Annotated in this window: 12 protein-coding genes; all 12 read right to left on the bottom strand. The window is 65.2% G+C overall.

Annotated elements, in window-relative coordinates:
- Positions 1-53: 53 nt before the first annotated feature.
- Positions 54-3,521, bottom strand: a complete 3,468-nt coding sequence (gene dnaE / locus E3T47_RS10260; protein ID WP_134556198.1) for a DNA polymerase III subunit alpha — start codon at positions 3,519-3,521, stop codon at positions 54-56.
- Between the two features lie 108 nt (positions 3,522-3,629).
- The gene (locus tag E3T47_RS10265) at positions 3,630-4,580 is read right to left on the bottom strand and encodes an RluA family pseudouridine synthase (RefSeq protein ID WP_241982159.1); all 951 of its coding nucleotides are present in this window, start codon (positions 4,578-4,580) and stop codon (positions 3,630-3,632) included.
- Entirely contained in the window at positions 4,577-5,365 is a 789-nt protein-coding gene (lspA, locus tag E3T47_RS10270; protein WP_134555976.1) for a signal peptidase II, read from the bottom strand. Before lspA ends, E3T47_RS10265 begins: the two co-directional genes overlap by 4 nt.
- The gene (locus tag E3T47_RS10275) at positions 5,355-5,978 is read right to left on the bottom strand and encodes a DivIVA domain-containing protein (RefSeq protein ID WP_134555977.1); all 624 of its coding nucleotides are present in this window, start codon (positions 5,976-5,978) and stop codon (positions 5,355-5,357) included. Before E3T47_RS10275 ends, lspA begins: the two co-directional genes overlap by 11 nt.
- Positions 5,979-6,130: 152 nt before the next feature.
- Entirely contained in the window at positions 6,131-6,424 is a 294-nt protein-coding gene (locus E3T47_RS10280; protein ID WP_241982160.1) for a YggT family protein, read from the bottom strand.
- Between the two features lie 8 nt (positions 6,425-6,432).
- Positions 6,433-6,984, bottom strand: coding sequence for a cell division protein SepF (locus E3T47_RS10285; protein ID WP_134555978.1), 552 nt, complete (start codon positions 6,982-6,984; stop codon positions 6,433-6,435).
- 32 nt (positions 6,985-7,016) lie between these two features.
- The gene (locus tag E3T47_RS10290; protein ID WP_134555979.1) at positions 7,017-7,724 is read right to left on the bottom strand and encodes a YggS family pyridoxal phosphate-dependent enzyme; all 708 of its coding nucleotides are present in this window, start codon (positions 7,722-7,724) and stop codon (positions 7,017-7,019) included.
- A gap of 90 nt (positions 7,725-7,814) precedes the next feature.
- Entirely contained in the window at positions 7,815-9,026 is a 1,212-nt protein-coding gene (gene ftsZ / locus E3T47_RS10295) for a cell division protein FtsZ (RefSeq protein WP_134555980.1), read from the bottom strand.
- Between the two features lie 161 nt (positions 9,027-9,187).
- Positions 9,188-10,252, bottom strand: coding sequence for a cell division protein FtsQ/DivIB (locus E3T47_RS10300; RefSeq protein ID WP_241982161.1), 1,065 nt, complete (start codon positions 10,250-10,252; stop codon positions 9,188-9,190).
- 97 nt (positions 10,253-10,349) lie between these two features.
- A complete protein-coding gene (gene murC / locus E3T47_RS10305; RefSeq protein ID WP_134555981.1) occupies positions 10,350-11,759 on the bottom strand; it encodes a UDP-N-acetylmuramate--L-alanine ligase in 1,410 nt (469 codons plus the stop codon).
- A 104-nt stretch (positions 11,760-11,863) separates the two neighbouring features.
- A complete protein-coding gene (locus E3T47_RS10310; RefSeq protein ID WP_134555982.1) occupies positions 11,864-12,937 on the bottom strand; it encodes a UDP-N-acetylglucosamine--N-acetylmuramyl-(pentapeptide) pyrophosphoryl-undecaprenol N-acetylglucosamine transferase in 1,074 nt (357 codons plus the stop codon).
- Positions 12,934-14,412, bottom strand: a complete 1,479-nt coding sequence (ftsW, locus tag E3T47_RS10315; protein WP_198416620.1) for a putative lipid II flippase FtsW — start codon at positions 14,410-14,412, stop codon at positions 12,934-12,936. Before ftsW ends, E3T47_RS10310 begins: the two co-directional genes overlap by 4 nt.
- Positions 14,413-14,415: the final 3 nt, after the last annotated feature.

The raw sequence follows: 14,415 nt of genomic DNA on the forward strand, positions 1-14,415 counted from the left end.
GTTCCAGCCTAGGCGGGCATCCTGTCAGTGCACTGCGGTCCGTGCAGACGAGTTCAGGTGAGGCAGCTGGGGCCGAGAATGCTTTTGAGCTCGCCGAACAGGTCGGCGCTCACCTTCACCCGGTGCGGCAGCTCGAACACCCGCGCCACATCACCCTTGACCAGTTTGAGTCGTACCTCGGCATCGCCGGCATGGCGCTTGAGGATCTCGCCGAGCGCACTCACCGTGTCGGTGGTCGCGCGGGCCTCCCCCACCGTGATCGAGACCGTGCTCTGGTCTGAACCCTGGCCGAGTTCCGGCTGGAACACGCTGAACGCGTGCAGGTTCATTCCGTCGTCGCGCAGGCTGACCCGACCGCGCACGACCACGACCGAGTCGCTGATCAGTTCGGGCGCGAACTCGAGGTAGGCCTTGCCCATGAACATCGCGGTGATCTCACCGCCGAAGTCCTCGACCTGGATCATGCCGTACTGGTTGCCCGATTTCTTGGCGATGCGGTGCTGCACGCTCGTGATCAGGCCGGCCACGGTCACCGTGTCGCCGTCTTCGGTCGACTCGGACGCGATCAGGTCAGCGATCGTGGTGCTGGCGTGCTTGGCAAGCGGTATTTCCAGCCCGGCGAGCGGATGGTCGGACACGTACAGTCCGAGCATGTCGCGTTCGTAGGCGAGCTTCTCCTTCTTGCTCCATTCGGGCCGGTCTGGCACCTGCTCGGTGTCCTGCGGTTCGTCGAACAGGCTGTCGAAGTCGAACCCGACATTGCCGTTGCTCTCCTCCCGCTTGATCTTGACGGCCGATTCGACCGCCGATTCATGAATCTCGACCATGCCGCGCCGGGTCGCGCCGAGCGAGTCGAACGCCCCGGCCTTGACGAGCGATTCGATCGTGCGCTTGTTGGCGACTTGCAGCGGCACCTTGCGGAGAAAATCGTGGAATGACTCGAATCGTCCCTTCTCCTCACGCGCGCCGCGAATGGCTTCGACCACGTTGAAACCGACGTTGCGCACAGCGCCCAGACCAAAGCGGATGTCGGTGCCCACCGCGGCGAAGAACCCGATCGACTCGTTAACGTCGGGCGCCAGCACCTGGATGCCCATGCGGCGGCACTCGTTGAGGTAGAGCGCAAGTTTGTCCCGGGAGTCCCCGACGCTCGTGAGCAGGGCCGCCATGTATTCGGCCGGGTAGACGGCCTTGAGATAAGCGGTCCAGTAGGAGAGCACGCCGTAGGCGGCCGAGTGCGCCTTGTTGAAGGCGTAGTCGGAGAACGGCAGCAGGATGTTCCAGACCGTGGTGACAGCGTCCATGGAGTAGCCGCGGTCCTGCATGCCCTTCGAGAAGCCCTCGAACTGCTTGTCCAGCTCGGACTTCTTCTTCTTACCCATGGCGCGGCGCAGCAGGTCAGCTTCACCGAGCGTGAAGCCGGCGAGTACCTGCGCGATCGACATGACCTGCTCCTGGTACACGATCAGGCCGTAGGTGGTGCCGATGACGTCCCTGAGGGGCTCTTCGAGCTCCTTGTGGATGGGCATGATCTCCTGCACACCGGTCTTGCGCAGCGCGTAGTTAGTGTGCGAGTTGGCACCCATGGGCCCCGGACGGTATAGGGCGATGACGGCGGAGATGTCTTCGAAGTTGTCGGGCTTCATCAGCCGAAGTAGGGCGCGCATCGGCCCGCCGTCGAGCTGGAACACGCCGAGAGTGTCGCCGCGGGCGAGCAGTTCGTAGGCGGCGGGGTCTTCGAGCCCGAGGTCTTCGAGCACGGGCCGGTGACCGCGATTGACGGCTATGTTATCGAGGGTGTCGTCGATGATGGTGAGGTTGCGCAGCCCCAGGAAGTCCATCTTGATCAGTCCGAGGGCTTCGGAAGCCGGGTAATCAAATTGCGTTACGACCTGACCATCCGCTTCACGCTTCATGATCGGAATGATGTCGATCAGGGGGTCGCTCGACATGATCACGCCGGCGGCGTGCACGCCCCACTGACGTTTCAGGTTTTCGAGGCCGAGGGCGGTGTCGAAGACGGTGCGGGCTTCGGGGTCGCTCTCGATGACAGCGCGAAAATCGGCTGCCTCGCGGTAACGCGGGTGGTCCTTGTCGAACATGCCGGTGAGCGGCACGTCCTTGCCCATGATGGCCGGCGGCATGGCCTTGGTGAGTTTGTCACCCATGCCGAACGGAAAGCCGAGCACGCGGGAGGCGTCTTTCAGGGCCTGCTTGGCTTTGATCGTGCCGTAGGTGACGATCTGGGCGACGCGTTCCTCACCGTACTTCTCGGTGACGTACTTAATGACCTCGCCGCGGCGACGCTCGTCGAAGTCGACGTCGAAGTCGGGCATGGAGACGCGGTCGGGGTTTAGGAATCGTTCGAAGATGAGCCCGTGCACGAGCGGGTCGAGGTCGGTGATGCCCATCGCGTAGGCGACCATCGAGCCGGCGCCCGAGCCGCGGCCGGGGCCGACGCGGATGCCCTGCTGCTTAGACCACATGATGAAGTCGGCGACGACGAGAAAGTAGCCGGGAAACCCCATCTGCACGATGATCCCGATTTCGTAGTCGGCACGCTTGCGCACGTCGTCGGGGATGCCCTTCGGGTAGCGTTTGGCCAGCCCGATCTCGTTCTCCTTGATGAACCAGCTCTCCTCGTTCTCGCCCTCCGGGCAGGGAAAGCGGGGCATGTAGTTGGCTTTGGTATTGAATTCCACCTCGCAGCGCTCGGCGATGAGCAGCGTATTGTCGCAGGATTCGGGGTGGTCGCGAAACAAGTGCCGCATCTGAGCGGCAGTCTTGAGGTAGAACTCGTTGGAGTCGAACTTGAACCGGTTCGGGTCATCGAGGGTCGACGCCGACTGCACGCACAGCAGGGCGGCGTGGGCGGTGGCGTCGTGCGCGTGGGTGTAGTGCAGGTCGTTGCTGGCCAGCAGCGGCAGGTCGAGTTCCTTGGCGAGCTTGAGCAGGTCGGTCATGGTGCGGCGTTCGATGTCGATGCCGTGGTCCATGATCTCGCAGAAGAAGTTCTCCTTACCGAAGATGTCCTGAAAATCACCGGCGGCTTTCTTCGCCTCCGCGTACTGACCGAGGCGCAGGCGGGTCTGCACTTCGCCACCGACGCAGCCGGTCGTTCCGATCAGGCCCTTCGAGTACTGGCTGAGCAGTTCGCGGTCCATGCGCGGTTTGAAGTAGTAGCCCTCGAGGCTCGCCTTCGAAGAGAGCCGGAACAGGTTGTGCATGCCCGCGGTGTTCTCGGAGAGCAGCGTCATGTGGGTGTACGAGCCGGCTCCACCGACGTCGTCACGGTTCTGCCCGCTCGTACCCCAGCGCACCCGGGTCTTGTCGCGGCGATCGGTGCCGGGGGTGATGTACGCCTCCGTGCCGATGATGGGTTTGATGCCGGCGTCGGTTGCGCTCTTCCAGAAGTCGAAGGCACCGAACACGTTGCCGTGGTCGGTGATCGCAACCGCCGGCATCCCCTGCTCGACCGCAGCTTTGATCAAGGGTTTCACCCGTGCCGCACCGTCCAGCATGGAATATTCGCTGTGCACGTGCAGGTGCACGAACGAATCGGTGGCGGTGACCGGGTTACTCACAATGACTCCGACGATTTGATGGAACGGTTAGGGACGAGCCACGGGTCAGTCTCCGCGCAGCACTGCCAGAGCGTGGTTGAGGTCGGCCGGGTAGTCGGCGTTGTAGGTGACCCATGCGTGGGTGTCCGGGTGGGTGAAGGCCAGCTGCTTCGCGTGCAGCCATTGGCGTTTCAGTCCGAGCCGGGCTGTGATCGACGGATCGGCGCCGTACATGGCGTCGCCGACACACGGATGCCGCTGCGCGGTCATGTGCACCCGGATCTGGTGGGTTCGCCCGGTCTCCAGGTGCACCTCGAGCAGCGAGGCGGAGGGGAAGGCTTCAAGGGTCTCGTAGTGGGTGATCGAATGCTTGCCGTCGGCCATGACCGCGAATTTCCAGTCCGACCGCGGATGGCGGCCGATCGGTGCGTCGATGGTTCCGGTGAGCGGGTCAGGGTGCCCCTGCACGACGGCGTGGTAGATCTTCTCCACCTCCCGGTCGTGGAACGCCTTCTTGAGCGCGACATAGGCCGTTTCCGACTTGGCTACGACCATAAGGCCGCTTGTTCCCACATCGAGGCGGTGCACGATGCCGGCACGTTCGGCAGCGCCCGAGGTGGCGATGCGGTAGCCGGCGGCCGCGAGGGCGCCGGGAACGGTCGGTCCGGTCCAGCCGACGCTCGGGTGGGCGGCGACGCCAGCGGGCTTGTTGATGACGACGATGCTCTCGTCGTCGTGCACGACGGTGAGGTCGGGTACGGCGATGGGGATGATGCGCACCGGCTGTTTGGGTTGCCAGGTCACTTCGATCCAGCTGCCGGCCCGCAACCGGTCGGACTTGCCGACAACGGTGCCGTCGAGCACGACGCCGCCGGCCTCGGAGACTTCGGCGGCGAAGCTGCGGGAGAAGCCGAACAGCTTGGCCAGTCCGGCATCGACGCGCACGCCCTCCAGGCCGTCCGGGAGCGGAAGCGATCTCCGTTCCGGTGGCGTGCTCAGATCGAGCGAACCGGTCACGGCCGGGCCTCGGCCCCGGGGGCCGGTCGGTCGCGGGTCAGGGGGTCGCGGGTCTTGGTATCGGGGCTCACAGCATCCGTTTGATGAAGGGGAATTTCGAGTGGCACGGCAGTTTCGACAAGCACAGCAGTTTCGATAGGCACTGCAGTTTCGACAAGCACAGCAGTTTCGATAGGCACTGCAGTTTCGACAAGCACAGCAGTTTCGATTGGCATTGCAGTTTCGATAGGCACTGCAGTTTCGTCAGGCACTGCGGCGGTCTTGTTGACAGCCACGACCTTGTTTCCATCGAGGCCGATGCCGCGGATGGTCAGGATCATGAAGATGGCCATGCTTGTGACGATGGCCATATCGGCGACATTGTAGATTGCCGGCAACAGCCAGGGGGTCGAGATGAAGTCGACCACGTGCCCCACGCCGAAGCCGGGTTCACGCAGCAATCGGTCGGTCAGATTACCGAGCACACCGCCGAGGAGCAGTCCGAAGACGAAACCCCAGGCCAGTGAGCGGATGCGGCGGGCGAACCAAAAGATGAACACCACGACGGCGGCGGCGATGATCGAGAAGATCCAGGTGGAGCCGCTCGCTAGGGAGAACGCCGCGCCCGGGTTCCGAACGAAATGCAGTTGCAGCAGGTCGTTCAGAACCCGAATCACGGAACCCTCGGTCATCGAAGCGACAACGAGGTACTTGCTGTATTGATCGAGCGCGTAAATGCCCAGCGCGACGAGGGCTAGAACGATAAGCGCTCGCCAACGCTTCTTCGTTCGTGCCCTAGGCTCCAAAGCCCTGGAAGCTGGGCTTCGGCGCGTTGGCGTCAGCCGGGGAGCCGACCGAGCTCGCGTCGAGGTCGTGCAGCTGACCCTCGATGTAGCTCTTGAGCTTCAATCGGTATTCGCGCTCGAATGTACGCAACTCGTCGATCTTGCCTTCGAGGGTGAAACGCTCTTGGTCGAGCTTCTGCAGCTGGATACGCTGCTGGGTCTCGGCTTCAGCGATGACGCGAGCCGCAGTGGCGTGCCCTTCCGCGATCAGGGTGTCGCGCTTGTCGGCGCCTTCCTTGACGTGCTCTTCGTGCAGGCGGCGAGCCAGCTGCAGCAGGTTGGTCGTACCGGCCGTCTCGTCGATCGGTGTGGCGGCGACAGCTGCGATCGTAGCGGCGACGACGGGTTCGACGACGACCGGCTCGGACGAAATGGCGACGGCCGGCTCGGACTCGGCGGCGGGGGCAGGAGCGCCGCCGACCTGGCCGCGCAGTTCTTCGTTCTCCTTGGTCAGGCGACGCAGTTCGACGACGACCTCGTCGAGAAAGTCATCGACCTCGTCCTGGTCGTATCCCTCACGGAACTTGGTCGACTGGAACCTTTTGTTGACTACATCTTCCGGAGTTAGCGCCATGGCTTTCCACCCTCAAAACTTGAATTTATTGTGAACATTTGACTGACTTGAGCCGATGAGTGACTCAGGTACTGGATTGACTACGGGCTGCCGACGAGCGAGTACAGCTCGAGACGGGCCATCCGACAAGGATACATGCCCCGGTTGGACGATTACAGTAAGCCCGACAAGGACATACCTACGATGCAGCAAAGCATCGTCAGCGTGAAGCCGAAATCCAAAGCGATGGGCCCGATGCGAAGCGGCGGGACCAGGCGGCGGAAGAAACGTACCGGCGGATCGGTCAGTGTATAGACCAGTTCAACACCAACGAGCAGGACGCCCTGAGGACGCCATGCCCGGTTGACTCCGCGCACGAGATCGATGATGAATCGACCCCACAGCACGAGGAAATACATGAAGAACAGGAAATAGAGAAGATTCCCCAGGATCGGTATACCAGTCACACCTAAGTCTAGCCTTGCGCGAAGAAGGAGCTGTCCTCAGCGCCCTCTTCGGTGGTGCTGTCGCCGGAGACGACGACGTGGGATGGTGAGAGCAGGAAGACCTTGGCGGTGACGCGCTCGATCTTGCCGTACAGGCCCTGTGACAGGCCGCTCGCGAAGTCGATGAGGCGGCGAGCATCCCCGTCGCTCATCTGCGACAGGTTGATGATGACCGGGATTCCTTCGCGGAAGGATTCGGCGATGACCTGGGCGTCCTTGTAGGCGCGCGGGTGAACCGTGAGGATTTCATTCATTTCAGACGCAGCCACATCCTGGGGGGTCGAAGTCTTTCGCAGCGGGGTCACCGGCGCTCGCCCAACATGGTTCTGGGCCGCGTTGGAGTGGGCGACACTGTCGTGTCCGCGTGTCGGAACGGCACTGACATGGGTGGTGGAGCCGTGGGTGGCAGCACCGTTGGTATTGGAAGCACCGTTGTTGGAAGCACCGGCCGGGGCCTGGTACTCCAGCTCTTCGTCTGCCAGACCCAGATAGACCATGGTTTTCTTGAGCGGGTTGGACATGTCGACCTCCGTGTTGGTTTGCTATTTCGAGATTAACCGAGCACCGGGCGATTGCCGGTGATTGCGGTGCCAATTCTTAGGTGTGTCGCCCCTTCGAGCACGGCCGCCGCATAGTCCTGGCTCATGCCCATGGACAGTGCGATGGCGGCCGGGGCCTGCGTACGAATCTGCTCGCTGAGTTCGCGCACCCGTGCGAAGGCCCGGCGCGGTTCCTCCGCGAGCGGGGCCACGGCCATGAGGCCGAGCAGACGCAGCCCGGGAGCAGCCAGAACGGTGTCGACGAGCGCCGGCAGGTTCAGCGGATCCACACCGCCGCGCGCCGCGTCATCGGTGAGATTCACCTGGATGAAGCAGTCACGGATCGATTCAGCCGAGCCCAGCGCGGTCACAAGTGACTCACGATCAACCGAGTGGATGACATCGGCGTATGCCCGCACCTGGCGTGCCTTCTTGCCCTGCACCTGCCCGACGAAGTGCCAGACGAGGTCGAGATCACCGAGCAGCGCCGCCTTGGACTGCGCCTCCTGGTGCCGGTTCTCCCCCATGTTGCGCTCGCCGAGCGCGTACAACTCTTCGATCAGAGCCACGGGATGAAATTTGGTGACCACGATCGTGGTGATGCCGGCCGGATCACGATCGGCCAAACGTGCGGCGTCGATGATGCCGGCGCGCACGCCGTGCAGCCGGGCGGCGAGGTCATCGGGAACCATGCCGGACGGTTCTGCGTCGGGAGATACCATTCTCATGCTGCTCTGTTCGTTGCGTGCGGAGAAATTGCGACATCCCGAGGCCGTACGACTGGCGTCGGCCCCGGGACAAGTGGATCGCTTTTATTTCAGGAAGTCGGGGATGTCCAGGTCGTCGGCTTCTTCTTCAAACGCCGGGTCGGCCACGGTCACGCCGTTGGCCGAGTCGGAGCCGCCCCAGACGGAGGCCGCGAGCTCGCCATCGCTGTAGCTGCCCGAGTCGGTCGCCGCGGCTCCGGCGGCGTTGCCCGCGGATGCCCCCGCTCCGGCCGTAACCGTGCCGGCTCCAGCCGCGATGCCCGCGGCGACGAGGTCGGCGCGCCGCACTTCCACCGCTTTGGCGCCGGGCTCGCCGCCGTCGAAGCCGGCCGCGATGACGGTAACCCGCACCTCGTCACCGAGGGTGTCGTCGATGACGGCACCGAAGATGATGTTGGCTTCGGGGTGCACGGCTTCCTGCACGAGGCGCGCCGCATCATTGATCTCGAAGATACCGAGGTTGGACCCGCCCTGGATCGACAGGAGCACGCCGTGGGCGCCGTCGATCGAGGCTTCCAGCAGCGGCGAGGCCACGGCTAGTTCGGCTGCCTTGATTGCGCGGTCGGCACCGCGAGCGGAGCCGATGCCCATGAGCGCCGAGCCGGCACCCTGCATGACCGACTTGACGTCGGCGAAGTCGAGGTTGATCAGGCCGGGGGTGGTGATCAGATCGGTGATGCCCTGCACACCGGCGAGGAGCACCTGGTCGGCGGTCGCGAAAGCTTCAAGCATGCTGATACCGCGGTCGCTGATTTCCAGCAGGCGGTCGTTCGGCACGACGATGAGCGTGTCGACCTCGTTCTTGAGCGAGGCCACACCGGTCTCGGCCTGGGCCTGGCGACGCTTGCCCTCGAAGCCGAACGGCTTGGTGACGACACCGATGGTCAGGGCGCCGATCGACTTGGCGATGCGGGCGACGACGGGAGCGCCACCGGTCCCGGTACCGCCACCCTCGCCGGCGGTGACGAAGACCATGTCGGCCCCGGCGAGGGCTTCTTCGATCTCTTCGGCGTGGTCCTCGGCGGCTCGGCGACCCACCTCGGGGTCAGCGCCCGCACCAAGACCGCGCGTGAGGTCGCGACCGACGTCGAGTTTGACGTCGGCATCGCTCATGAGCAGGGCCTGGGCATCCGTATTGATGGCGATGAACTCGACACCGCGGAGGCCCAGTTCGATCATGCGGTTGACGGCATTGACGCCGCCACCGCCGATACCGACAACCTTGATGACGGCTAGATAATTTTGATTGTTTGACACGTCCGGCCTCCGGGTGGAACCCTAAACCTCTAGTCGAAGTTTAAAGTTATGCTGAGTATGCAATTCCTGATTACGAAAGTAGGCGGGCACGCCGCCTCGTTGGGGAGGTGCGCCCGCGTGTCGTGAAGAACTCGCCGAATCCAGTGCAAACAAGGTGCGACCTAACGCAACACGGCGCTGTCGGGCGAGGAGACGTCGTACTCGTTGACGGTGCCGGCCGGGTGCCCCACGAGCAGTGCGGCGAGCACTACGGCCTTGTACTCGGATTTCTCCGGGCTTCCCCAGACCACTCGTTCACCGCCGAGCAGGCTCAGGGTGACGTCGTCGGTGGTGACCGCGGTCACGGTATCCAATTGGCTGCGGATGGTCTCTGGCAGCACGGCGAGCACCGCGGCGGCGGCTTTGAACCCGGCACTGTCGATGCCATCCGGGGCGTCGATAAGCGGGTAGCCCGCGGTGCGTTCCGGCGTCGTTTCGATGACAACGCCGGCGGCATCGACCAGGTCGAAGCCGGTCGGTCCGGCGAGCACACCCACCGGCACCCGCTCGACGATGCGCACCACGAGCGTTCCGGGCGGGCGACTCTCGGTGACATAGCTCTGAATGAGAGTAAACTCCGACAGTTCACCCTTCACCACGTCGGAATCGATGAGCGGCAGCGGTGTTCCGAGCTGGCCGGTGAGGGCCGCCGAGACATCCGTCGCGGGTATACGGCTGGTACCGACGACCTCGATCGTGCGCAGGGCCATCAGGGGTGAGTAGGCCGCGCCGATAATGAGGCCGAAGGCAAAAACGATAGAGCCCAGACCGACGATCCACGCGGTGCGCCTGCGCCGGGCACGCCCGGTGAACCGCCGCACCTCGGCCCGTTCGAAGCGTTTACGGGCGCGCTGGGCCGCTCGCAGTACCGACCGGGCCGCGCGTGCTCCCGCCGTGCCACCGGAGCGCTCCGAGGTCGGTTCCGGCTCCGCGGCCGGCGCAACGGCCGGTCGCACGATCGGTGCGGGAACCACAGTGAACGGCGAAGCGGATACGTCTCCCCCGGTCAACACGATCGGTTCCGTCGTCGTGTCCGAAGAATCGAAGGCTTTCGGCGTGCGTGCGCGGTCGGGCGTACCGCCGCGGGCGCCCTTCGGCTTCGCCGGTGCAGGAGTGTTCGGCGGCCGAACCGACGCTGCGGCGGCGGAATCGGCGCGTGCTCCGGACAGGGGCTTGGTGCGAGGCACTTTCGTCGCCGGTTTCGGGGCCGGATTCGGCGCGCGGGCCGGCTCGGGTATTGGCCGCGCGGGGCGGTTGAAGCCGGCCGGCCGCCTCACCACCGCCTCATCCGCGTACTTTTTCGAGCGAGACGAGCAGCTGAGGCACGATGCGATCCACGTCACCGCAGCCGAGGGTCACGACGAAGTCCCCAGCGCGGGCGATGCTGGCCAGGTAGTCGGCGGCATCCTGCCAGTCGGGCACGTAGGCGACGTGGGACGGGTCGCGGAACCGCTCCGACACGAGTGCGCCGGTCACGCCGGGCTCAGGATCTTCACGGGCGCCGTAGACGCCGAGCACGATGGTCTGGTCGGCAAAGGCCTCGAGGGTCTCCGCGAATTCCTGCGCGAACAGGCGGGTACGGCTGTACAGGTGCGGCTGGTGCACGGCGATGATGCGGCCCTCACCCACGACGGTGCGGGCCGCAGCCAGCGCGGCGGCGACCTCGGTCGGGTGGTGGGCATAGTCGTCGTAGACGCTGACGCCCTTGACCGTGCCGTGCAGTTCGAACCGACGCTGGGTGCCACCGAAACCGGCGATGGCGTCAAGGCTGGCCGCGGGGTCGAAGCCGAGGCCGACCAACACGGCGAAGGCGCCGGCCGCGTTGATGGCGTTGTGCTTGCCGGGGATGCGCAGGGTGGCGCTGTAATCCTGGCCCTGCCAGGCGACGCTGAAGCTCACCGGGCCGGTCGTGGTGATGGAGTGCACGCGCGCGGTGGAATCGGGGTGCTCGCCGAACGTGATCACGCGGGCGGAGGCATCCGCTGCCGCGATCGTTGCGGTGACCCGCACCGCGCCGACGTCGTCGGAGGAGATGACGACGAGTTCGCTCGCGTTGCGGCTGAATTCGACGAAGGCTGCCTCGAAGGCTTCGAGCGAGCCGTAGTGGTCGAGGTGGTCGGGATCGACGTTCGTGACCAGCGCAACCGCCGTGTGGTACAGCAGAAAGGAGCCGTCGGATTCGTCGGCTTCGACCACGAACAGGTCGTCGGCGCCGCTCGCGGAGCTGACCCCGAGCGATTCGATCACACCGCCGTTGACGAAGCTCGGGTCCTGGCCGAGGCCGAGCAGCCCGGTCACGATCATTCCGGTCGAGGTGGTCTTGCCGTGCGCGCCGGCCACCGCAACGAGGCGCTGGGCGCGAATGAGCCAGGCCAGGGCTTGCGCGCGGTGCAACACCGGCAGGCCGCGTTCATTCGCGAGCACGTACTCGGGGTTGTCCTGCCAGAGCGCCCCGGTGACGACGAGCGTGTCGGCGGCGCCGACGTTGGCCGCGTCGTGCCCGATGAACACGGTCGCGCCGAGTTCGCGCAGCGCAGTGACATTGGGTGATTCTTTCACGTCGGAGCCGGTGACCGTGTAGCCGCGGTTCAAGAAAAGGCGAGCGATGCCGCTCATGCCGGATCCGCCGATGCCCACGAAGTGCACACTTCCGAGCTGGTCGGGAATGGTCAGGGTGAGGTCTGGTTTGATCACGGGAGTGCGCTCTTCTCGGTTGTAGCTGATGGATGTGCAGCTAATACATGTGCAGCTGGTGAAACAGTTCGTGCGGGCACTACGTTACGCGTGCGACCTGCGGATCACGACGCAAGAGCGCCGTGGATGAGGTCGAGCATGCGGGCCGTCCCGTCGCGTGCGCCAACGGATGCCGCCCCCCGCTTCAGCGCCGCCAGCCGCGCCCGGTCACCCAACAGGGCCACCAGCTCGCCCTGCACCCAGGCGGGCACGAAGTCCTTGTCGTCGATCAGCACGCCCCCTCCGGCCACCAGTACCGGTGTGGCGTTGAAGCGTTGCTCACCGTTACCGACCGGGTATGGCACGTACACGGCGGGAATGCCGAGCGCGCACAGTTCGCTCACCGTCGCAGCTCCCGCCCGGGTGACGGCGAAATCAGCCGCGGCAAGGGCGAGGTCCATCCGGTCGCAGTAGGAGAGCAGGTGGTAGTGGGGCAGGCCGGAGTCGACGACCTCGGCCTTGAGGCCGGTGATGTGCAGCACCTGCCAGCCTGCGGCGACGATGGCGGGAGCGGACTCGACCATGGTGGCGTTCAACCGACGCGCACCGAGCGACCCGCCGGTGACGAGCAGCACGGGCCGGTCGGGGGCGAGCGCGAAGAAGGCGAGGGCTGCGGGCCTGGTCGCCGAACAATCGAGTTCTTCGATTTCAGGCCGGAGCGGCATTCCGACGACGCGGGCATGCCGAATGGGCGTGCCGGCGAAGGCGACACCGACGTGCCGGGTCAGGCGGGCGCCGAGTTTGTTGGCCAGTCCCGGCTTGGCGTTGGCCTCGTGGATGACGATCGGTACCGCGGCCCGCCGGGCCGCGAGGTAGGCCGGCGTCGACACGTAACCGCCAAAGCCGACGACCACGTCGACGCGGCGCGTGCGGATCACCTCCGTGACCGCACTCACCGCCGCAGTAAAACGCGGCAGAAAGCGCAGGGCCGCCCGGTTCGGTCGGCGCGGAAACGGAACCCGGGGAACGACGATGAGCTCGTAGCCGCGGGCCGGGACCAGGCGCGCCTCGAGACCCTCGGCGGTGCCGAGAACCAGCACCGTGGCATCCGTTTCGGTGGCGCGAATGCGGTCGGCGACGGCGAGCAGGGGGTTGACGTGGCCGGCGGTTCCGCCGCCCGCCAGCAGGTACGTTGTCATGACCGGTCAGCCTCAACACGATCGGTGTCGCGAAAATCGTTCTGGTGGAAATCGCTCTGCGGTTCGCTCGAGCGGTCGCCGCGCGCGAAAGAGAGCACGATGCCGATCGCGACGAGGGTGGTGAGCAGGGCGGTACCACCGGCCGAGATGAGCGGCAACGGTACCCCCAGCACCGGGAACACCCCGAGCACGACGCCGATGTTGACCAAGGCCTGCCCGATGATCCAGACCATGACGGCGGCCGTCGAGACCTTCGCCTGCACGGTCGTGGCCGTTCGCATGATGCGCAGGAAGGCGAAGGCCAGCAGGATGAACATGCCGAGCACGACGACGCAGCCGATCAGGCCGAGCTCTTCACCGATAATGGCGAAAATGTAGTCGTTGTCGGCGGCCGGCAGCCAGGACCACTTGGCCTTGGAATTGCCGAGGCCCACACCTAACACGCCGCCATTGGCCAGCGCCCAGGTACCGTGCAGCGGTTGCCAGCAGCTCGCGGAGATCTCGCCGCTGAGTTCGGTGCAACCCTCGTTGAGAAAGCTCATGATGCGGGTCAGCCGGTTGGGGCTCACGATGGCCAGCAGCACCGCGCCACCCACACCGACCATCAGCGGCACCGCGAGCAGGCGCAGTTTGACTCCGGCGAAGAACAGTGCGCCGAACAGGATGCTGGCCATGATCATGGCGGTTCCGAGGTCACCGCCGATCATGACGAGCAGTACGGCGCCGCCGCCGACGCCGAAAACGGGAATGAACACGTGCTTCCAGTCGTCGAGCTTGTGCTGTTTCTGCGAAAGGATCATGCCGAGCCAGATGATGAGGGCCACCTTGATGCCCTCGGACGGTTGAAACTGGATACCGCCGATGTTCAGCCAGTTGGTGTTACCACCGGTGCCACGGCCGAGCCCGGTACCCACGACGAGAAACTGCAGAAAACAGGTGATCAGCAGTGACGGCCAGGCCACCCGCCGCCAGAATGCGAGCGGCAGCCGGCTCACCACGAGCATCAGCGGAATGCCGATCAGCGCGAACATACCCTGGCGCAGCAGACCGCCGAAGAAGCCCATATCGGCCAGGAACGAGTCGACCGACGACGACGACAGCACCATGACCAGGCCGAAAATGACCAAAAACAGGGTCGTGCCGAGCAGCAGAAAGTAATTGCCGCCCTCAGCCTTGAACACCCGACCGAGGTTGATTCGAACGGATGGCCCGCCCGGTGTTTCCGCTGCCGGCGCCTCCGGTATCCGCGTCGGGCGCCCGGCTTGGCGCGCGCCGGGCGTCTGGTGGGCACTGGGCGTCTGGTGGGCACTGGGCGTCTGGCGAGGCGTCTGGTGGGCACTGGGCGTCTGGTGGGCGCTGGGCGTCTGGTGGGCACTGGGCGTCTGGTGGGCACTGGTGCGGGGCTCGCTCGTGCTGCGCGGGGTCTGCGTGGCCGGCCGGGTGCGGGAAGCGGGGTTTCGCGGAACCTGTACCATCCG

This window comes from Cryobacterium ruanii, assembly GCF_004404055.1.
Taxonomy (GTDB): Bacteria; Actinomycetota; Actinomycetes; order Actinomycetales; family Microbacteriaceae; genus Cryobacterium; species Cryobacterium ruanii.

What these genes read in the sequence shown, in the direction of transcription:
- E3T47_RS10275 (WP_134555977.1), bottom strand. Translation starts at nt 5,978, where the DNA reads ATGGCGCTAACTCCGGAAGATGTAGTCAACAAAAGGTTCCAGTCGACC.
- dnaE (WP_134556198.1), bottom strand. Translation starts at nt 3,521, where the DNA reads ATGCTGGACGGTGCGGCACGGGTGAAACCCTTGATCAAAGCTGCGGTC.
- ftsW (WP_198416620.1), bottom strand. Translation starts at nt 14,412, where the DNA reads ATGGTACAGGTTCCGCGAAACCCCGCTTCCCGCACCCGGCCGGCCACG.
- E3T47_RS10290 (WP_134555979.1), bottom strand. Translation starts at nt 7,724, where the DNA reads ATGGTATCTCCCGACGCAGAACCGTCCGGCATGGTTCCCGATGACCTC.
- E3T47_RS10285 (WP_134555978.1), bottom strand. Translation starts at nt 6,984, where the DNA reads ATGTCCAACCCGCTCAAGAAAACCATGGTCTATCTGGGTCTGGCAGAC.
- E3T47_RS10310 (WP_134555982.1), bottom strand. Translation starts at nt 12,937, where the DNA reads ATGACAACGTACCTGCTGGCGGGCGGCGGAACCGCCGGCCACGTCAAC.